At 48.1% G+C, this 19,260-nt stretch carries 18 protein-coding genes and 1 tRNA gene; 1 reads left to right on the top strand and 18 read right to left on the bottom strand.

The window, feature by feature from the left end; all coding sequences use genetic code 11:
• Positions 1 to 371: 371 nt before the first annotated feature.
• From eno to B2899_RS10435, 11 genes are all read right to left on the bottom strand, one after another.
• Positions 372 to 1,658 carry a phosphopyruvate hydratase gene (gene eno, locus B2899_RS10485; protein WP_146808256.1) on the bottom strand — a complete coding sequence of 429 codons (1,287 nt, stop codon included), beginning with the start codon at positions 1,656 to 1,658 and terminating at the stop codon, positions 372 to 374.
• 141 nt (positions 1,659 to 1,799) lie between these two features.
• Positions 1,800 to 3,332, bottom strand: a complete 1,533-nt coding sequence (gene gpmI / locus B2899_RS10480) for a 2,3-bisphosphoglycerate-independent phosphoglycerate mutase (protein ID WP_146808257.1) — start codon at positions 3,330 to 3,332, stop codon at positions 1,800 to 1,802.
• Between the two features lies 1 nt (position 3,333).
• Positions 3,334 to 4,101, bottom strand: coding sequence for a triose-phosphate isomerase (tpiA, locus tag B2899_RS10475; RefSeq protein ID WP_286885624.1), 768 nt, complete (start codon positions 4,099 to 4,101; stop codon positions 3,334 to 3,336).
• A gap of 15 nt (positions 4,102 to 4,116) precedes the next feature.
• The gene (locus tag B2899_RS10470) at positions 4,117 to 5,298 is read right to left on the bottom strand and encodes a phosphoglycerate kinase (RefSeq protein ID WP_146808259.1); all 1,182 of its coding nucleotides are present in this window, start codon (positions 5,296 to 5,298) and stop codon (positions 4,117 to 4,119) included.
• 314 nt (positions 5,299 to 5,612) lie between these two features.
• A complete protein-coding gene (locus B2899_RS10465; protein WP_146808260.1) occupies positions 5,613 to 6,617 on the bottom strand; it encodes an ArsJ-associated glyceraldehyde-3-phosphate dehydrogenase in 1,005 nt (334 codons plus the stop codon).
• Positions 6,618 to 6,663: 46 nt separating this feature from the next.
• Positions 6,664 to 7,704, bottom strand: a complete 1,041-nt coding sequence (locus B2899_RS10460; protein WP_146808261.1) for a sugar-binding transcriptional regulator — start codon at positions 7,702 to 7,704, stop codon at positions 6,664 to 6,666.
• Between the two features lie 134 nt (positions 7,705 to 7,838).
• The gene (locus B2899_RS10455) at positions 7,839 to 8,111 is read right to left on the bottom strand and encodes a glutaredoxin family protein (protein WP_146808262.1); all 273 of its coding nucleotides are present in this window, start codon (positions 8,109 to 8,111) and stop codon (positions 7,839 to 7,841) included.
• 19 nt (positions 8,112 to 8,130) lie between these two features.
• Positions 8,131 to 9,534 (bottom strand): RNA polymerase factor sigma-54, encoded by a 1,404-nt coding sequence (rpoN, locus tag B2899_RS10450; protein WP_286885619.1) that lies wholly within the window; start codon positions 9,532 to 9,534, stop codon positions 8,131 to 8,133.
• Between the two features lie 453 nt (positions 9,535 to 9,987).
• Entirely contained in the window at positions 9,988 to 10,329 is a 342-nt protein-coding gene (locus tag B2899_RS10445; protein ID WP_146808264.1) for a DUF2325 domain-containing protein, read from the bottom strand.
• A 151-nt stretch (positions 10,330 to 10,480) separates the two neighbouring features.
• Complete coding sequence (locus B2899_RS10440) at positions 10,481 to 11,323, bottom strand: alpha/beta hydrolase (RefSeq protein WP_286885617.1); 843 nt, start codon at positions 11,321 to 11,323, stop codon at positions 10,481 to 10,483.
• A gap of 29 nt (positions 11,324 to 11,352) precedes the next feature.
• Positions 11,353 to 11,592, bottom strand: a complete 240-nt coding sequence (locus B2899_RS10435; protein WP_146808266.1) for a hypothetical protein — start codon at positions 11,590 to 11,592, stop codon at positions 11,353 to 11,355.
• Between the two features lie 308 nt (positions 11,593 to 11,900).
• On the opposite strand from B2899_RS10435, the gene clpP reads away from it, so the two are divergent.
• Positions 11,901 to 12,494 (top strand): ATP-dependent Clp endopeptidase proteolytic subunit ClpP, encoded by a 594-nt coding sequence (clpP, locus tag B2899_RS10430; protein ID WP_146808267.1) that lies wholly within the window; start codon positions 11,901 to 11,903, stop codon positions 12,492 to 12,494.
• A 242-nt stretch (positions 12,495 to 12,736) separates the two neighbouring features.
• Here the strand turns inward: clpP and B2899_RS10425 are convergent, their stop codons facing one another.
• The 7 genes from B2899_RS10425 to B2899_RS10395 all read right to left on the bottom strand — a co-directional run bounded on the left by B2899_RS10425 (position 12,737) and on the right by B2899_RS10395 (position 19,260).
• On the bottom strand, positions 12,737 to 12,997 hold the full coding sequence (locus B2899_RS10425; protein WP_146808268.1) for an HPr family phosphocarrier protein: 261 nt from the start codon (positions 12,995 to 12,997) through the stop codon (positions 12,737 to 12,739).
• A 59-nt stretch (positions 12,998 to 13,056) separates the two neighbouring features.
• Complete coding sequence (whiA, locus tag B2899_RS10420; RefSeq protein ID WP_286885603.1) at positions 13,057 to 14,004, bottom strand: DNA-binding protein WhiA; 948 nt, start codon at positions 14,002 to 14,004, stop codon at positions 13,057 to 13,059.
• Positions 14,005 to 14,016: 12 nt separating this feature from the next.
• The gene (locus B2899_RS10415) at positions 14,017 to 14,982 is read right to left on the bottom strand and encodes a gluconeogenesis factor YvcK family protein (protein ID WP_286885602.1); all 966 of its coding nucleotides are present in this window, start codon (positions 14,980 to 14,982) and stop codon (positions 14,017 to 14,019) included.
• A 9-nt stretch (positions 14,983 to 14,991) separates the two neighbouring features.
• The gene (rapZ, locus tag B2899_RS10410; RefSeq protein ID WP_146808271.1) at positions 14,992 to 15,870 is read right to left on the bottom strand and encodes an RNase adapter RapZ; all 879 of its coding nucleotides are present in this window, start codon (positions 15,868 to 15,870) and stop codon (positions 14,992 to 14,994) included.
• A 245-nt stretch (positions 15,871 to 16,115) separates the two neighbouring features.
• Positions 16,116 to 17,075 carry a thioredoxin-disulfide reductase gene (trxB, locus tag B2899_RS10405; RefSeq protein ID WP_146808273.1) on the bottom strand — a complete coding sequence of 320 codons (960 nt, stop codon included), beginning with the start codon at positions 17,073 to 17,075 and terminating at the stop codon, positions 16,116 to 16,118.
• A gap of 216 nt (positions 17,076 to 17,291) precedes the next feature.
• On the bottom strand, positions 17,292 to 19,004 hold the full coding sequence (locus tag B2899_RS10400; protein ID WP_170230091.1) for a tetratricopeptide repeat protein: 1,713 nt from the start codon (positions 19,002 to 19,004) through the stop codon (positions 17,292 to 17,294).
• A 183-nt stretch (positions 19,005 to 19,187) separates the two neighbouring features.
• Positions 19,188 to 19,260 (bottom strand) — tRNA-Lys (locus B2899_RS10395).

The raw sequence follows: 19,260 nt of genomic DNA, 5'->3' as shown, positions 1-19,260 counted from the left end.
TTCCCATCATTTTCATGTCGGGGTTGCGGCGAAAAAGCCATGGTGTTTTTATTATAATATACTATCTGTAGAAAATCATTACAGATAAAATGAAAATACAAAAGCACGGCAACAAGTACATCGTTTCCTGTTCGCTATATTTCTATTCTTTACCCCGTGCCAAAGTCTTTATAATAACGATATACAGAAGAAATAAGAAAGAGGGAAGCGAGGAAAGAGGGAGACAAATCCGTTTCGCATACGGCTTGCGGCGGCTATTATGCTAAAGAGGTAAACGCGGTGATTCCTTACGGACCTGACCAAGAAATGCAAAGAAAAACTCGCGGACGTTGCCGCGAGTTGTCTCTCGTTTACGAATGGAAAAACGAGTGTTACTTTTTAATATTATAGAACGCTTCGCGGCCTGCGTATTTGCTAATGTAGGCCAGTTCGTCTTCAATGCGGAGAAGTTGGTTGTACTTTGCCACACGGTCTGTACGGGACGGTGCACCGGTTTTGATTTGTCCAGCGTTAGTCGCTACCGCAATGTCAGCGATGATGGAATCTTCCGTCTCGCCGGAACGGTGGGAGATAACCGCGGTGTAGCCCGCACGCTTCGCCATTTCGATGGCATCGAACGTTTCGGTCAGCGTACCGATTTGGTTTACTTTAATGAGAATGGAGTTCGCCGTTCCCTGTTCAATTCCCTGGGACAGACGGGTTGTATTCGTTACGAACAGGTCGTCACCCACCAGCTGCACACGATCACCGATGCGCTGGGTCAGCTTGTTCCATCCTTCCCAATCATCTTCAGCCAGACCGTCTTCGATGGAGATAATTGGATACTTGTTCACCAGCATCTCCAGGTAGTCGATCATCTCGTCTGTCGTCTTCGTAATGCCTTCACCGGCCAATTCATACTTGCCGTCTTTGTATACTTCCGTAGAAGCAACGTCAAGCGCCAGCATAATGTCCTCACCCGGCTTGTAACCCGCTCTCTCGATAGCGGCAATGATCGTTTGCAGCGCTTCTTCATTGGAAGCCAGGTTCGGCGCGAATCCGCCCTCGTCACCTACCGCAGTGTTCAGTCCTTTTTCTTTCAGCACAGCTTTCAGGTTATGGAAAACTTCTGCGCCCATACGCAATGCATGCGCGAAGCTTTCTGCCCCGACCGGCATAACCATAAATTCCTGAATATCCACGTTGTTGTCCGCGTGCGCGCCACCATTAAGAATGTTCATCATCGGAGTCGGCAGCGTTTTGGCGTTGAAACCACCCAGATACGCATACAATGGAACGCCCAGCGCATCAGCTGCCGCCCGGGCAACCGCCATGGACACACCCAGAATGGCGTTTGCACCCAGCTTGCCTTTGTTTTCGGTACCATCCATCTCGATTAGCAGGTTGTCGATGCCCACTTGATCCAGTGCATCGAAGCCTTCCAGCTCCGGAGCGATGATGCTGTTTACGTTATCTACCGCTTTTAATACACCTTTACCCATGTAGCGTGCTTTCTCACCGTCACGAAGCTCAACCGCTTCATGTGCACCGGTAGAAGCGCCGGACGGGACCATAGCGCGTCCCATTGCGCCGGATTCAAGATAGACTTCCACTTCTACTGTCGGGTTACCTCGGGAATCAAGAACTTCGCGGGCGTAGATGTCAGAAATAATCGTCATGCTTGTTCAGCTCCTTAATTAGTTATGTAAGGTAATTAAGAAAAAGAAAGAAGGGAACGAGGGAATGATTTCAAAGGGGGAAAAGGCAACCGCTCCCCCCTGGACCTTATTTCCTCTTCCGTCTCCTTCTGTTTTCTTATTTTAGTATAATGGCCTGCCTGTCATTTCTTTAGGTTGTTCAATACCAAGCAGCTTTAATATGGTCGGTGAAATGTCGGCCAGAATGCCGCCTTCACGCAATTCCTCACCCTGTTTCGTCAGAATGAACGGAACAGGGTACGTGCTGTGCGATGTGATCGGATTTCCCTCTTCATCGAGCATCAAGTCAGCGTTCCCATGGTCGGCGGTCACAAGCGCCACACCGCCTTTGGCCAGTATGGCTTCCACAACTTTACCCATGCACTCGTCCACCGCTTCTACCGCTTTAATCGTCGGCTCCATCATACCGGAATGGCCTACCATATCGCAGTTAGCGAAATTCAGAATGATGACATCGTGGATATCCTGCTCAATCTCAGCCAGCAGGGCTTCGGTAACTTCATAGATGCTCATTTCCGGCTTCAGGTCATAGGTTGCGACTTTCGGCGAGTTGATGAGGATGCGCTTCTCTCCTTCAAACTCGGCTTCACGGCCGCCGCTGAAGAAAAAGGTAACGTGCGGATACTTCTCCGTTTCCGCAATGCGCAACTGGCGCATATTATGCTGCGTCAGCACCTCGCCCAGCGTATTGTCTAAGCTGGTCGGCTTGTACGCGACATAACCGTCCACACTTTCGCTGAACTTGGTCATGCAGACAAAGAATAAATTCTTCGGCCACTTCTCGCCGCGGTCAAACCCGCGGAAATCATCATTGGTGAAAACCTGGGATAACTGAATAGCACGGTCCGGACGGAAGTTGAAGAAAATGACACTGTCATTGTCTTTAACTGTCGCTACCGGAGTACCGTCACTATTTTTGATTACCGTCGGCATTACAAATTCATCGTATACGCTGCGTTCATAAGATTCACGCACCGCTTCAACCGGATCGGTGAAACTCGGCCCTTCTGCGTATACCATGGCGCGATAGGACTTCTCGGTGCGTTCCCAACGTTTATCGCGGTCCATTGCATAGTAACGGCCCTGTACAGTCGCAATGCGGCCAACGCCGTATTCTTTAATCTTCTCCTGCAATTCTTGAATGTATCCAACCGCACTGTCCGGTGCTACATCGCGTCCGTCCAGAAATGCATGAATGTAGACACGGTCCATGTTCTCCTGCTTAGCCAGCTTCAACAACGCAAACAAGTGTTCGATATGGCTGTGCACGCCGCCGTCCGACAGCAATCCGTACAGATGAAGCGCAGTGCCGTTGTCCCTCGCATGACGTACGGCTTTAAGCAGCGTTTCATTTTTAAAGAACATACCTTCGTTAATTTCTTTCGTTACGCGTGTTAAATCTTGATAAACAACGCGGCCGGCACCCAGATTCAGGTGTCCGACTTCCGAGTTGCCCATCTGTCCTTCCGGAAGTCCGACAGCCAGACCGCTGGCGCCGAGCAGCGTATGCGGATATTCGTTCCAGTATTTATCGAAATTCGGCGTCTTCGCCTGTCTGATGGCGTTGCCGTATTCTTCTTCCCGGTATCCGAATCCGTCCATAATGATAAGTGCCACTGGTTTCGGTCGACTCATATTACTTCTTGCCTCCTCGTGCTCCCTCTAACAATTTCAGGAACGATTCCGGCGTTAGACTGGCGCCTCCGACAAGCGCGCCGTCGATGTCCGGCTGCTCCATGTAGGTTCCGATATTGTCCGGTTTCACGGAACCGCCGTACTGGATGCGTACCTGCGCCGCTACCTGGGCGTCGAACCCATCTTCCACCGTACTGCGGATGAATGCGATAACGTCCTGCGCATCTTCCGCTGAAGACGATTTGCCCGTTCCGATAGCCCAGATCGGTTCATAAGCAATCACAAGCTGCTTCGCCTGCTCGCTTGACAGACCTTCTACCGCACGAAGCACCTGCTCACGTACCCATTCCTTCGTTTTTCCACCTTCACGCTGCTCCACATTTTCGCCCACGCATACGATAGGCGTCAATCCGTGCGCAAATGCGGCTTTTGCTTTTCTGTTCACCGTTTCATCCGTTTCCGCGAAATACTCCCGGCGTTCCGAGTGCCCGATAATTACATATTGCACGCCAAGGCTTGTCAGCATGCCGGGGCTAATCTCTCCTGTATATGCTCCCGATTCCTCCCAGTGCATATTCTGCGCTCCAACGGCAATCGGGTACCCTTCAAGCTCTTGCACCAATGCGTCCAATGAGGTGAACGGCGCACAGATGACGGTATCCATATTCTCTTTTGGTGCGAGCGAGCGTACAGCGTGCGCGAATTCGCGCGCTTCCTCCGTCGTTTTGTGCATTTTCCAGTTACCCGCGATAATAGGTGTCCGTTGCATGCATTTGTCAACTCCTTATTTATCAGCCAGGACCGCCACACCCGGAAGCTCTTTGCCTTCCATGAATTCGAGCGAAGCCCCGCCCCCTGTTGAGATGTGCGTCATCGCTTCCGCTACGCCCGCTTTCTCGACCGCAGCCACGGAGTCGCCACCGCCGATAATGGTTGTACCGTTTACTTCTTTAAGCGTGCGTGCGATGGCGTTTGTTCCTTCTGCAAAAGTATCCATTTCAAATACACCCATCGGTCCGTTCCATACTACAGTTTTAGACTCAAGGATAGCGTTTTTGTACAGTTCAATCGTTTTAGGCCCGATATCAAGCGCCTGCCAGCCTTCCGGAATGGCATCCACATCGACAACTTTTGTTTCTGCGTCATTCGCAAACTTATCAGCCACGACAACATCGACCGGAATTAGAAAGTTCACGCCTTTCTGCTCGGCTTGTTCCATGAATGATTTGGCCAGCTCCACTTTTTCTTCCTCAAGCAGGGAATTCCCTACCTCATAGCCTTTCGCTTTGATGAACGTATTGGACAGGCCGCCGCCTACAATTAAATTATCCACTTTCTCCAATAAGTTTTCAATGACACCGATTTTATCCTTTACTTTGGCTCCGCCGATAATGGCCGTGAACGGACGTTCCGGCTGGGAAATGGCTTTGCCCAGGAATTCGATTTCTTTCTCCATGAGGAAACCGGCTACCCCTTCGATATGGTTGGCTACGCCGGCTGTAGACGCATGCGCACGGTGAGCGGTACCGAACGCGTCATTTACAAAAAGGTCTGCGAGCGATGCAAACTGTCTGGACAACTCTTCGTCATTTTTTTCTTCGCCCGGATGGAAGCGGACATTCTCAAGCAGTAGCACTTCGCCATCGTTCAGCTTCTCGGCCTCCGCTTTCACTTCTTCGCTGTATACTTCGTCCACTTTCTTTACTGGCTGACCGAGCAGTTGAGCGAGACGCTCCGCCACTGCATTCAGACGCATCTCTTCCACAACCTTGCCTTTCGGACGGCCGAGATGGCTCGACATAATCACACGGGCGCCGTTCTGTACGAGGTATTCAATCGTCGGCAGTGCCGCACGGATGCGCGTATCATCGGTGATACGTCCGGCTTCCATCGGCACATTGAAGTCGAAACGACAGAATACGCGTTTTCCTTTCACGTCAACATCGCGAACAGACTTTTTGTTCATAACAAATAACCCTCCTCTTCCTTATAGCAGCTATACTTCCCGACATGAAAATCAAGGGAAGGACAGCTGATTTTAGTGGTACGAAAGAAAAGAGAGAAAAGAACGGGGGAATGATTTCAATGGGGAAAAAGGCGAACGCCTTTTTCTTCTCTGGATCTCCTTTCCTCTTTTTCTCCTTCTTTTCTCATAATTTTCACAGAAAAAGGAGAGAATCCCTACTCGTTCCCTCCCCTTTTTCATAACCGTTTATATTTTAGCTTCTCTATGGCTTTATTTGCAACATAATTCAATCAATCAGTCACACTTTTTCTTGCTTACAGACCTTTTTGAGCAACATAATTAATTAAATCGACCACACGATTTGAATAGCCCCACTCATTATCATACCAGGAAACGACTTTGACGAGGTTATCTTCAATGACCATCGTGGACAGCGCATCGACGATGGACGAGCGCGGATCACCATTGTAGTCGCGTGATACGAGCGGCTCTTCAGAATAACCGAGGATGCCTTTCATTTCGTTCTCGGACGCACGCTTAAGCGCCTGGTTAATCTCTTCCACCGATGCATTCCTATCCAATTCTACGACCAGATCGACTACCGATACATTCGGGGTCGGTACACGCATCGCAAATCCGTTCAGCTTGCCTTTCAATTCAGGAAGCACAAGCGCCACCGCCCGGGCCGCACCCGTGGATGTTGGAATAATGGACATGCCAGCCGCCCGCGCCCGGCGCAAATCTTTATGAGGCAAGTCGAGAATTTGCTGATCGTTCGTATAGGAGTGCACGGTTGTCATCAGACCGCGGCGAATGCCAAATTTCTCATGGAGCACTTTCGCAAACGGCGCCAGGCAATTCGTAGTGCAAGATGCGTTTGAGATGACATGATGGTTCGCCGGGTCGTATTTTTCCTCGTTTACGCCAAGCACGATTGTGATATCCTCATTTTTTGCCGGAGCGGAGATGATTACCTTTTTCGCACCGGCTTCAAGGTGCTTCGCTGCATCCTCCCGCTTCGTAAAGCGGCCCGTCGATTCTACGACCACTTCCACGCCCCACTCCTTCCAGGGCAGATTGGCCGGATCACGTTCGGCGGACACCTTGACTGTGCGATTCCCGATAATAATCGTATTGCCTTCCACGCGTACATCTTCATGGTACATGCCATGTACAGAATCGTATTTAAAGAGATGGGCCAATGTCGCTGCGTCCGTCAAATCGTTGATTCCTACCACTTCCACATTCGGATTCTGAAGCGCTACCCGCAGTACATTACGTCCAATGCGCCCAAAACCATTAATTGCAACTTTCGTCATACTTCATCTCCTCCTTATATTTCCAAAGCGCTCTATGAAGAAACGCTTATTCTTCTTCTGCCAATAAAGCGAGCATTCCACGCGCGGCTGCCTCATCGGTGACGAGCACATAATTGTGGCGGTTTCTTATATAAGAGAGAATTGCTTCCGCTTTACTCTTACCACCGGCAACGGCCACTACCGTATCTAATGTATGCACATTCTCCATCTGCATCCCTACCGTGTTCATGCGGTAGACCATTTCGCCGGAGCCGTTAAAATAGTACCCGAACACTTCGGAGACGGCTCGTTTCTCCCTTAGTATACGAACAATGCCGTCGCTCAAACCGCGTCTGCGTGACATTTCTTCTGCGGCCCCGATGCCGTGCACCAAAACTTTCGTCTGCTGAATCAATTCCAGCATCTTCGAAATCGTCGGATCACGCTGTACATTGCGCAACGTCTCTTCTTCCAAAATGTCAGGCAGATACAACTGACGATATGAGGCATTCAAGTTGCGCGCAATCCGGGCGGTAACCGTATTGGATTCCAGATCCACTTCATCGCCGAGCGCTCCGCGTGCCGGGACCAGCATGAGATTCCGCGCGTCCGCAGGCGGCTGTACATATTGAGACATGCGCGCCACAGAGCTTCCTCCGGCAACTGCAACCACTGTATCATCCGTCAGCACACGAGCTAATTCACCTGCTGCCTGCCGCGCCATATCGTCTTTTGTCCATTCGCTCTCATCCGTATCCCCGGGAACGATGACAACCTTCCGCACAGAAAGAAGACGGGCTGCTTCCGTCTCCAGTAGGCTAATTCCGCCTACCTCTTTCCAGAAAGGATGAAACGCTTCAATCATGTTTTCTCCATCGGGTGTAACGAACATACCGGCACGGTTTGAATCGATAAGGCGCTGCTCACGCAGAAACTCGACTTCCCGCCGGATAATCCTTTCCGTACTCTGCATCACTTCGGCCAGCGCACGTCGTCCGACCGGCTGCAATAAACGAATTTGACGTAGTATCTTATAACGGTTCTCGATGATCGTGACGACTTCAGGCGCCATCCGCTGAAGCATTGAAGTCCAATTCGATTCCGCCAACGCCCTCACCTTTCTTGGGACAAAAAACGTCCCTATTAGATATTTTATGTCCCATTTAATTCACAAAAAATGCCTGTGTAAAATACAGGCATTTTTGCTGTCAGTTATCATTATACCAAGTTTTTTCATTTTTATCAACCGCGCTCTTTCGATCGGATTTCCAATTCTCGGCGCAGCCAGAGCTCCGTAACCTTAGAGACGAAGACTTTCTCCCCGTCAATATGTATGACGGGAATCAGTTGTCCATATGCATCTTCAAGCGCAGCATCCTGCGCGATATCTACCATTTCCAGCTCTACGGGATAGTCCCGGGCTACCCGTTCCACTTTTTCTTTGGCTTTGTCACACAATCCGCATCCTTCTCTTGTATAGATAACAATGCGGAATGGATTTTGCTGTGCATCCATGTCTTTTTTCCTCTCTTAATTAAAAACGCTTCCGTTTTGAAGATGAGTCGATATTCAACTCTTCCCGGTATTTTGCCACAGTACGACGGGAAATTTCAATACCTTCTTTGAGCAGCAGATCAGTAATCTTCTGGTCTGAGAGTGGTTTCTTCTTGTCTTCTGCATTCACCATAGCTTTAATTTTCTCTTTAATGGTCAGCACGGAAGAGGCTTCTCCACCATCGGCCCGGTTCAAACCGGTTGTGAAAAAATACTTTAACTCGAATAGTCCGCGCGGTGTTTGGACGTACTTATTGCTGGTTGCCCGGCTAATCGTCGACTCATGCAGCCCGACCTTCTCAGCGATATCTCTTAGCGTCATCGGTTTCAATCCGGCGGTACCTTTCTCGAAAAAGCTTTTCTGCTCTTCTACGATTGCCTGCGTGACTTTGTACAGCGTCATACGGCGCTGTTCGATACTGCGAATCAGCCAAAGCGCGGAATTGAGTTTATCCTGAATATAGCGCTGGGCCGGGTCCGCTTCATTCTTCTGTAGCATCTGCTGATAGAAACGATTAATGGTTAAGTTCGGCATACTCCCTTCGTTAACCATGACAATGTATTCGTTTTCCACTTTCTCTACATACACGTCCGGCACAATATAGCGCGGCGTTCCCTGCGCAAATTCAGCGCCCGGCCGCGGGTTCATCGTCCGTAAATAGTCGGCCGCCTGCTGCACTTCCTGCGGCGTTACACCAAGGGATGCGGCGATTTTTTGATAGCGCTTCTCCGCCAAATCTTCCAGGTGGTGCTCTACAATGGCAATCGCAAGCGTATGCTCCTCCGGCTCATCCCTGAGCTGGAGCAAAAGACATTCCGCAAGCGAGCGAGCACCCACGCCCACCGGCTCCAGCGTCTGAAGAAGCCAAATCATTTCTTCGATTTTCTCGACATTCGTATTCAGAATATCCGCAGCTTCCTTTTCTGAGATGGTAAGGTAACCGCTTTCATTCAAGTTTCCAATAAGGAAGTTCAGAATTCGCTTTTCAAGCGGCGTTACATTCTTGAGCATGGCTACCTGTTCAAGCAGATGCTCTTCCAGTGTTGTTCCTCCGGCGGAGATGAAATTGAACGGATCATAATCCTGGGCCGGAGCGCTTCCACGCTGGTAGTACGTATCATCTCCGGTAGCATTGGCGCGGATGTAATCTTTCCAGTCAATATCCGCTTGCTTGTTCGTTTCCTTCTGCATCGTCACGTCAGTCACCAAAAACTCTCTGTTCTTCTCAGATAAATCCAGAATCGGATTCTCAGTAACCTGCTGGCGCAGGAAATCGAGTAAATCGACGGTCGAGTATTGGAGAATGGTTATTGCCTGGCGCAATTCAGGTGTCATGACTAACTTCAACGTCTGCTGCTGGTATAAACCAAAACCCATTTGCATCGGGCATCACCTTCTTTTCTGTAAAACTTTTTCTCTTATTCATTATTATATAACAATTCGCAATAAATTTCTCTAGCAAAAATCCTGCCAATTATAAAAAATAAGGCGCAGGACATATTTCCTCTCTTTCTTTCCCCTGGATTATCGTGCTCCAGCTAGCTGTTTTATAACATACAAAAGAGCGGAAGCCTTTTGTATGCTCCCGCTCTCTTTCTGTGAAAATTATGAAGAAAAAAGGAGAGAAAGAGGAAATGAGATACAGGGAAGAAAAAGGCCTTCGCCTTTTTCCACATTGAAATCGCATCCTCATTCTTTTCTCTCTTTTCCTTCGTACCACATGGCAGGGGTTGTGGCTAATTGGCCATGGTGGTTTTGTTACGTATTGAATTTCAGTTATATTCATCACATCCGGTCGTCGCGGCCGGCTGCCAACCGTTGAGGATATATTACCTCCTACACCGTAGCTTGATATGAGCGGTTGCGCGCACATGGACGGGTGCAGCCTTCCCGCTGGCACGCAAGCATTTGTTCCAGACTGCACTCCAGGTGGCTGACCGAACGCTTTGCGAACACAATGGGGACGTCCCTCTTCTTGGCGTCCGCTTTGACCCGTTTGGCCAGATTGTGGTTTATGTAATCCGTAAACACGATAACTCCCTTTACGAGTTGCGGGAGCGTATAATTTTGATCTTTCTTTTTCCTTCCTGAAACATGAATGAGTTCTCCGTCCAACTTCTCTTCCAACAGAGCATTGATGTTTCCCAATCGATCCGCGCCAATCACTACGTATGCCATGATGCATCCCCTCCTTCATGTGTAGCTTTCGCTATTTGATTATCCTTATCATACCCTATTTGATAAAGATTATCAATATCAATTATTATTTATCTTCCATTACTAAAATGAGACGGCATTCTCTGCCGTCTCATCCGCTACCCTTTCATTTTTAAAAATGTTCCTTGAAAAACTTCGTCGTTACGTCAAGCGCTTCGAGAAATTCAGACGTATCCTCTTTGTGAGGATGCACCATATTAAACGTATGGCCCGCTCCGTCTACCCAGTAGAGAACGGCCTGCCGTGCATGTTCATTCAGGCTTTCCGCTCCTTTTACAAGCCGGGGGAAATCTTCGCGCCCCTGCACGATTAGCAGCGGTACGTTAAGCTGTGCCACGCAGTTCAGCAAATCATATTGACGGGCATTCACATCAATGTCATCCAGTACGACTTTTTCAATCGGCATTTTTTGTCCGGTTCGGCCGTTCATTACATAACCTACGCCCTCTTCTTCCACTTGCCTGCGCACGTCGGCACCAAAAATGTCCACATGGGCGATTCCGTTCCAGGTCGCAATCGCCCGAACATTCTCCGGATACGAAGAAGCGTAGAGAATGGTATCGCCACCGCCTTTGCTGTGGCCCATTATGCCGATTCGGTACGCATCCATGTACTCCCCAAGCGGCAGGCCGCCATGTTTGACCTGCTGGATAAGAAAATCCAGATCGTTCAGCTCCTGCTGGTATGTATTGCGGCCAAACTTCTCAAGCTCGGTGAAGCTCTCCGGATCTTCACCCACTCCGTTGCCTGAGAAATTAAACGTAATGGCGACAAACCCCTGCTCCGCCATATATTCTCCAATGCGCGGGAACATACCCCAATCTTTAAAACCTTTGAAGCCATGACAAATAATCACGACGGGTTTTCGGCTGTACTCCTGTGCGTCATCCTTGATAAAAACGTCGCCACGAATGGTCAATCCTTCTTCCCTTACCAGTGCAAACGATTGTTTCAAGACAGATCCCCTCGCGTTCTGCTCATAGTTTAAGCGAAATGATCGGGAGCAATCTCCGGGTCGATATGAGCGGACGGCGCTCCCGTTTCGCGAATGTCAAGCACATGCCGGTTATAGACGATTAATTGCCTTCCTTCTTTGTATGTCTCGAATACAAAAGCCCGGTTTTTCAGCGTATAGAGAATGTGCCCTACGGCGCATACAAGCTCCCCATCCAAATCGCTGTACGTTAATTGTACCATTTTTCCGATATATTCATCATATTGCATTATGGTCATAACCCCTTTCATGTTGATAACTACATAGCTATGCAAAATTTTTTCTATTATCACACATTTTTTTATATTATGCTCGACTTTCGACAAAGGTTCCTTTAAAGTCACATAAGTCGACAGAGTAAGGAAGAGGGGGACAAATTACAGTTGGTTATCATTATCTTGTCAAAACTCATGTTTACGATGATTAATTTCTGGGAAAAAAGCATATAACTGAAGAGAATATAGTACGGAGGTTCCATTTGACCTTTTTTGACCTTTAGTGTACTATATACATACAAACACGAGAGGAGGAAGTAGTAGTGAACTTAATCCCTACAGTTATCGAACAAACAAATCGTGGTGAAAGAGCATACGATATCTATTCTCGCCTTTTAAAGGATCGGATTATTTTCCTGGGTACGGGGATCAATGATCAAGTAGCAAATAGCGTGGTGGCCCAGCTCCTGTTTCTGGCCGCTGAAGACCCGGATAAAGATATCAGCCTGTACATCAACAGCCCGGGCGGCTCGATTACCGCAGGCATGGCGATTTATGACACGATGCAGTTCATCAAACCGGATGTATCAACCATTTGCGTAGGTATGGCTGCTTCAATGGGTGCGTTCCTCTTGACAGCCGGCGCACCTGGCAAACGCTACGCGCTCCCGAACAGTGAAGTAATGATTCACCAACCGCTCGGCGGTGCACAGGGTCAGGCATCTGACATTCAAATTGCGGCGAACCGCATCCTGAAGATGCGTGACTCCTTGAACCGCATCATCGCGGAACGTTCCGGCCAACCGCTTGAGCGCGTAGAGAAAGACACTGACCGCGACTACTTCATGTCCGCACAAGAGGCTAAAGAATACGGCCTCATCGACCGTGTCATCGAAAGCCTCGGCAAAAAAGATTGAGACGTGCTGTAAAATCCGTATACTTACTTAAAAAAGACCTGTCACTCCCTGAGATGTGACAAAATGGGTGGGAATCCTTCAATATTCCCACCCATTTTCTTTGATAAAAGATTACATCAAAGAAGGACGTAACACTAAAAAATGTGCTTGCCCATCTGAAAAAACACAAAGTACAGAGTTTGATGTTAAGCCCAAATAAGCAAAAAGCCGACAGTCAGTCTATCCGTCGGCTTCTCCCCAAATTACTCTTCACGCTGTACCATTTGTACAAGGCTTTGTACTGCGTCTTCCGCATCAGCTCCTTCAGCGCTAATGGTAATCTCCACGCCGCTGCCGACGGCAAGGCTCATTACGCCCATGATGCTTTTTGCATTTACCTTCTTATTGTTTCTCTCAATAAATACATCTGCTGCATAGCGGTTCGCTTCCTGGACGAAAAAAGCAGCCGGCCGTGCCTGCAGCCCGGTTTTTAATTTAACAACAACACTTTCCTGCGCATGCATCTATGCTTCCCCACCCCCTGCTAAACTGAATTTGTTTCATTATAACATGATTATAGGGATTATTCCTGTGATTTTGCGTCATTTTCCCGCAATTTCGCCGCGATTTCATTAATTTTTCGCAAACGATGATTAATACCGGATTTGCTCACTTTCCCGCTGGGCACCATTTCACCTAATTCGGCAAGGTTCATGTCCCGATATTGCAATCGAAGCTCGGCCACTTCCCGCAACCTGTCCGGCAGATTGGCAAGACCAATGCGGCTGTCGATAAGCATAATGTTCTCGATCTGCTGCATTGCTGCGGCCACCGTCTTATTCAGGTTGGCCATATCGCAATTGTTCAACCGGTTGGCAGAGTTTTTCATCTCCTTAATGATACGCACATCTTCAAAAAAGAAAAGCGCTTGATGTGCTTCAATAATTCGCAGAAACTCGGCGATTTTCTCGCCTTCCTTAATATACATAATATGCCCCTTTTTCCGCTCAATACGACGGGCATTCAACTCAAAATAATTTGCCAGATCTACCAGATCTTCACAATGTTCCTGGTGGGAAGAGAAAATCTCCAGATGATAACTGGATGCTTCCGGGTGATTGACCGATCCTCCGGCGAGAAAAGCGCCCCGTAAATAGGAACGCTTGCAGCATTCGTCTTTGATAATGTCGGGAGAAATTCCATAATGAAAGGTGCCTTCTTTCATGATATGAAGCTCTTCGAGAATTTCCCGTGCCTTCTGAGGGATGCGGACAAGGTAGACATTGTTTTTCTTCAGTCTCATCTTTTTACGGACAAGAAGTTCCGCGTGAATTTGAAAAATCTTTTTGATAAGCGAATAAATGCGGCGTGCAATTGCCGCATTTTCCGTTGATACGTCCAGCACGAAGCGCTTGCCGCCGAACTGCAGGGAACCGTTCATTCGGATTAACGCAGTAAGTTCCGCTTTATGGCAGCAATCCGCCGCTTCCAGCTGGGTTAATTCTTTTTTTGTCTGTGCAGCAAAAGACATGTAGCCACCACCTTATACTTTCGCGCCGATTACGTTCATAATAATTTCACTGAGCTTGGTAGCATCATGGCGTAAGAACTTATCATATACCAGTAAATTATCGGCAATAATATGGTATCCTTTTGCGGTCAGCTTTTCTTCGGAATAGGTTACCGGTTCAGATCCTTTCTCCGCATATAAAGTCCGTACTTCTTCACTAATTTCTCCGTTGTTTACAATAATATACTGAAACAAGGAGTTACCTACATGGTCATGAATGGCCTGGATGTGGTCTTCCGCCGTATAGCCGTCCGTCTCTCCCGGCTGCGTCATTACATTACAAATATACGCTTTGACGGCTTTGCTCTCTCGAATCGTCTGTACGATTCCGGGCACAAGCAAATTCGGCAGCACGCTCGTATAAAGGCTGCCGGGTCCGATAAGAATGGCATCCGCTTCCCGCAGTGCCTGGGTGGCCTCGGCAAGCGGCTTCACGCCTTCATCAATAAACACACGCTTAATCCGCTTGCCGGCCTTCGGAATGATCGATTCTCCGGACACAATCGTACCGTCCTGCATCTCGGCGTGCAACACGATGGAATGATTCGCCGCCGGCAGGACACGTCCACGGACGGCCAGCACTTTGCTGAGCTGTTCGATCGCCGTCACAAAATCACCGGAGCTAATCTCGGTCAGCGCCGCGATCAACAGATTGCCAATCGAGTGTCCGGCCAGTCCGCTACCGTTAACGAAACGGTACTGGAGCAGACTCTCAAGCAACGGTTCGGTATCTGCAAGCGCAATCAACACGTTGCGCACGTCTCCCGGCGGCGGCATCTGTAATTCGGAACGCAGCCGGCCGGAACTTCCCCCGTCATCCGCTACGGTTACAATTGCGGTAATGTCAATCGGCTGCTTTTTCAAGCCGCGGAGCAGTACGGACAGTCCTGTTCCTCCCCCTATTACAACCACACGGGGGTTTTCTGTTTTTCTTTTCATCTTACACCTCTATGAGCGACCTCTCTCTATATCCCGATGCGTTACGCGAACATTGTATTGATCCTGATAACGCTGACCTAGATACTCTGCAATGGCTACAGAACGATGCTTGCCTCCGGTGCATCCGATACCGATGACAAGCTGGGCCTTACCTTCCTGCTGGTAATGCGGAAGCGTAAAATCGATAAAGTCCGTAAGCTTACCAAGAAACTCCTGCGAGACATCCCATTTGAACACATACTCAGATACTTCCGCTTCTTTTCCCGTCTTGGGCCGTAACGTTTCCACATAATGCGGGTTTGGCAGAAAACGAACATCGAATACGAGATCGGCATCGATTGGAATGCCGAATTTAAAGCCAAACGATTGAACGATGACTGTTAGATTCTGACTCATCTGGCTAAAAATCTGGCTTATTTTTTCTTTCAATAATACAGGCTTTAAGTGGGTCGTATCAATAATTAAATTAGACAGCCCTTTGAGTTCTTCGAGAAGGCGGCGTTCAGCTTTAATGCCGTCAAGCGGCAGGCCGTCCGGCGCCAGCGGGTGATTGCGGCGCGTCTCTTTATAACGCTGCACAAGCGTCTGGTCGCTGGCATCCAAAAAGATAATCTGGTATGTTATATTCTCCATCTCATGAACACGTTCCAACGATTCAGCCAGCGCGTCAAAGAACTCACGACCACGCAAGTCAATGACAAGCGCTACCTTCTGGATACGGCCTCCGGATTGATCAATCAACTCCGCAAACTTCGGAATGAGAACCGGCGGCAGGTTATCCACGCAAAAGAAGCCTAAATCCTCAAGTTTTTGAACGGCAACTGTTTTTCCCGCGCCGGACATGCCGGTAATAATCAGCAAGTTAATCTCATTCATCTGTTTTTCCATTATCTTATTCACTTCCTACCCAAAAAGATATCCCTCATGACAAACCCATTCTTTTCTTTTATTAAATCACATCCGCCCCGGTAATACAAAAGAGAACCAAGCGCCACCGAGCACAAAAAAAGAACGCAGACAACTCCTGTCTGCGCCAATCATTTTACTATTATAAAAGGGGTCAATTAATTATCTTTACTATACAGCTTCCATATTTCAGCAATGTTACAGCGCTGTTAAAAGTTTATGACCTTTTATTGCGTAACTTTTGATTGTTCCTGCAGCTTTTCGTTCAGCTCTTCTACATAGTGTTGAGCGGAAAGAGCAGCATCTGCTCCATCTCCCGTTGCGGTTACAACCTGACGCAGCGTCTTCTCCCGTACGTCACCGGCCGCAAAAATACCTGGTACACGGGTCGCCATGCGTTCATCCGTTTCAATGTAGCCTGCTTCATTGGTAATCCCCAGGTTTTTCGCTGCATCAGACAGCGGGTCCATACCTACGTAGATAAAGACACCATCCGTCTTAAATTCAGTTTCTTCACCTGTTTTTCTATTGTAGAGCAGCACTGATTTCACGACACCATCTCCGCGGATTTCTTTCACTTCCGTATCCCAGATGAAGTCTATCTTTTCGTTTTCAAATGCGCGTTTCTGCAGAATCTTCTGCGCGCGCAGCTCATCGCGGCGATGGATGATCGTTACTTTTGTAGCGAAACGGGTCAGAAATACGCCTTCCTCAACCGCGGAATCTCCGCCCCCGACTACAACCAGTTCTTTACCGCGGAAGAACGCACCGTCACATACCGCGCAATAGGAAACGCCACGACCGGAGAATTCTTTCTCGCCCGGCACACCCAGTTCGCGGTGCTCCGCACCGGTAGTGATGATAACTGATTTGGCTTTGAACTCTTTGTCTCCCACCTTTACGATTTTGTACGGGTTTCCATCAATAATCTCTTTAATATCGCCATACTGGTATTCAGCACCGAATTTTTTGGCATGCTCAAACATCTTGGTCGATAACTCCGGCCCCAGAATGGTCTCGAACCCCGGATAGTTCTCAATTTCTTCCGTGTTTGCCATCTGTCCGCCCGGAATTCCGCGTTCAATCATTAACGTGCTCATATTGGCACGGGAAGTATACACAGCCGCCGTCATTCCGGCCGGGCCGGCACCGGCAATGATTACGTCATAAATTTTTTCTTCGCTCATCATTACTACCTCCTAATCATATATATCTTTACCTCAAAAACCGAGGCTATACTCCACTCTATTCACTTAATCGAAGAAATTCGATTTAATGTCTTTATCATAGATCGAAATGAAAAAATTGTCTACCTCTGTATTATCAGCTATACATAAATATCCCCCGGTATGTACCGGGGGATTCCTCTGTTTATTTGACTTTTCATTGATTTGCGCCTTCATTTATTTCTCCTGTGAAAATACGAAGCAAACGGCACTGATCAGTTTATAGTTACGCGCCAATGAGGCAACGGACACTCCGTAACGCGCAGCTATCTCTTCCTGCGTCACGGCATAGTTGTGACGTCGGGCAACCGCATATTCAAGCGAAGCAGCCCAGGCTTCCTGTTTACGGATAACAGGCACATTCGGATATGCTTCGTTAAGATAAGCCAGCCATAGTGTCTGCGCTTCCTGTTGTTCTAGAAAATCGTAACGATCCTGCATATGGTCGCGCAAACACTCCGCCACCTGCTGCCACTTCTTATTCCACACCGGAAATTTCGGATTCACACTGAAAGACACAGACTTCACCTGGTGGCTAATCACCGCCTGATACGGCTCCTTAGCCCCCATCTTGCGCAGGACAAAAATCGCAACTTTTTTCAGGTAGTCGTCCTCAGCCGGATTTATTAAGAATGCCCGCAACGCTTCTTCCACTTCTTCATCTGCAATATGTTCGAACGCCTGGATAACCTGGAGCTTGATGTCCTTATCCCCTAACCGGAGCGCCCATAACAGGGAGGAGCGAAGCAGCGGATTATTCTTCATTGCCTGACCGATTTCAGCAGGCGAATTTCCGATGGTTTCAAAAGAAAACTCATCCTGCAGCGGAATCTGATAGTGGTAAGAAGCTTTTTCAATCCCTCTGCCACCCTCTTTACGCTGCTGTATCTGCCTCAGATAGTAGGACGCCACGTTTTCTGACGGGTCAAGACGTTCAACCTTGCGCCATAACGCTTCGGCTGCATCCCACCTCCGGGTGTTGTATGCGGCTACCGCAGCATAGTGCAGCATATATAAATCACTCTGTCCTGCGTGGGAAATCATTTTTCGGAAGAGAAAATAAGCGGTTTCGTCTTCACCAAGAATGCCAAGTGTAGTGGCCAACTTGTAAGCGAGGTCAAAATGATACGGTACAATCTTTTTCAAAGTGATTAGCAGTTTATCAAGCTTATCCTGCTGCTGCAGGTGGGAGTAGAAAACAGCCAGATTACACAATCCATGAATATTGCTTGGCTCTTCTCTCAATACTTCCTGCACGGTTTCCATCGCTTTTTCAAAACGTCCCATATAGTAATAACACAACGCAAGATTATTGCGGGCGGCAATGAAGTCCGGATTTTCCCTTACTAACTTCTGTAAAAGACGTGACGCTTCATTAAACTTACCTTCTTCGAGCAAGCGGCGTGCCCTATCATGCTGCAGCACCACCTCCAATTCTTCTCCACCCTCCGGATGACGTGGCATGTCCCGAAGATGAAATTCGACATAATCAAGCAAATCCTCAGCTTCTTCGCTATAGATAGAATCAGGAACGTTCTGTAAATACCGTAAAATATATTGTTCAGCCAATTCAAATTCCATCATGTTCGCGTAATTGCTAGCCAGATAAAAGTAACATTCATCTAATGAGGGGTCGACGTCCTCCAGTACATACCAGAGAATTCGATTCGAATCTTCATATTTGCCGAGTTCAGCCAGTACGCCGGCCATGCTGCAATAATATTCAGGATTGTTCGGCTCGAATTCAACCGCCTTGCGCAGGTAACGCAGCGCTTTTTGGAAATTGAGCTTGTCGAGGTAGCGCATTGCCCGCTCATAGTAGAAGTCCGCATCCATGTGAATCGGAACAATTTTGCTCTTCTTTTTTGGCGCGTATTGCTGCTTGGCCATATGTCCCTCCAATTTATCATCCTTATTGCTTAAGTATACCATATTCAAGAGATGGTTCACCATAAAACAAGCATCCAAAGTAAGAGGCAAATCTTCTATAAATATACACAAAAGCCGTTTCGCTAAACGAAACGGCTTAGATAATTAAGATGAGAGTCCACGCCTGACATACAAAGTAAATGATGAGCCATACTGGACTCGAACCAGTGACACCCTGATTAAAAGCCAGGTGCTCTACCAACTGAGCTAATGGCTC

Source organism: Aneurinibacillus sp. UBA3580 (assembly GCF_002375825.1).
Classification (GTDB): domain Bacteria; phylum Bacillota; class Bacilli; order Aneurinibacillales; family Aneurinibacillaceae; genus Aneurinibacillus; species Aneurinibacillus danicus.
This window is presented reverse-complemented; position numbering and strand designations above follow the sequence as displayed.

What these genes read in the sequence shown, in the direction of transcription:
- B2899_RS10435 (WP_146808266.1), bottom strand. Translation starts at nt 11,592, where the DNA reads ATGCAATATGATGAATATATCGGAAAAATGGTACAATTAACGTACAGC.
- B2899_RS10415 (WP_286885602.1), bottom strand. Translation starts at nt 14,982, where the DNA reads ATGAAAAGAAAAACAGAAAACCCCCGTGTGGTTGTAATAGGGGGAGGA.
- B2899_RS10465 (WP_146808260.1), bottom strand. Translation starts at nt 6,617, where the DNA reads ATGACGAAAGTTGCAATTAATGGTTTTGGGCGCATTGGACGTAATGTA.
- B2899_RS10400 (WP_170230091.1), bottom strand. Translation starts at nt 19,004, where the DNA reads ATGGCCAAGCAGCAATACGCGCCAAAAAAGAAGAGCAAAATTGTTCCG.
- eno (WP_146808256.1), bottom strand. Translation starts at nt 1,658, where the DNA reads ATGACGATTATTTCTGACATCTACGCCCGCGAAGTTCTTGATTCCCGA.
- B2899_RS10445 (WP_146808264.1), bottom strand. Translation starts at nt 10,329, where the DNA reads ATGGCATACGTAGTGATTGGCGCGGATCGATTGGGAAACATCAATGCT.
- tpiA (WP_286885624.1), bottom strand. Translation starts at nt 4,101, where the DNA reads ATGCAACGGACACCTATTATCGCGGGTAACTGGAAAATGCACAAAACG.
- B2899_RS10470 (WP_146808259.1), bottom strand. Translation starts at nt 5,298, where the DNA reads ATGAACAAAAAGTCTGTTCGCGATGTTGACGTGAAAGGAAAACGCGTA.
- trxB (WP_146808273.1), bottom strand. Translation starts at nt 17,075, where the DNA reads ATGAGCGAAGAAAAAATTTATGACGTAATCATTGCCGGTGCCGGCCCG.
- rapZ (WP_146808271.1), bottom strand. Translation starts at nt 15,870, where the DNA reads ATGGAAAAACAGATGAATGAGATTAACTTGCTGATTATTACCGGCATG.
- whiA (WP_286885603.1), bottom strand. Translation starts at nt 14,004, where the DNA reads ATGTCTTTTGCTGCACAGACAAAAAAAGAATTAACCCAGCTGGAAGCG.
- rpoN (WP_286885619.1), bottom strand. Translation starts at nt 9,534, where the DNA reads ATGCAAATGGGTTTTGGTTTATACCAGCAGCAGACGTTGAAGTTAGTC.
- gpmI (WP_146808257.1), bottom strand. Translation starts at nt 3,332, where the DNA reads ATGAGTCGACCGAAACCAGTGGCACTTATCATTATGGACGGATTCGGA.
- B2899_RS10425 (WP_146808268.1), bottom strand. Translation starts at nt 12,997, where the DNA reads ATGCATGCGCAGGAAAGTGTTGTTGTTAAATTAAAAACCGGGCTGCAG.
- B2899_RS10455 (WP_146808262.1), bottom strand. Translation starts at nt 8,111, where the DNA reads ATGGATGCACAGCAAAATCCATTCCGCATTGTTATCTATACAAGAGAA.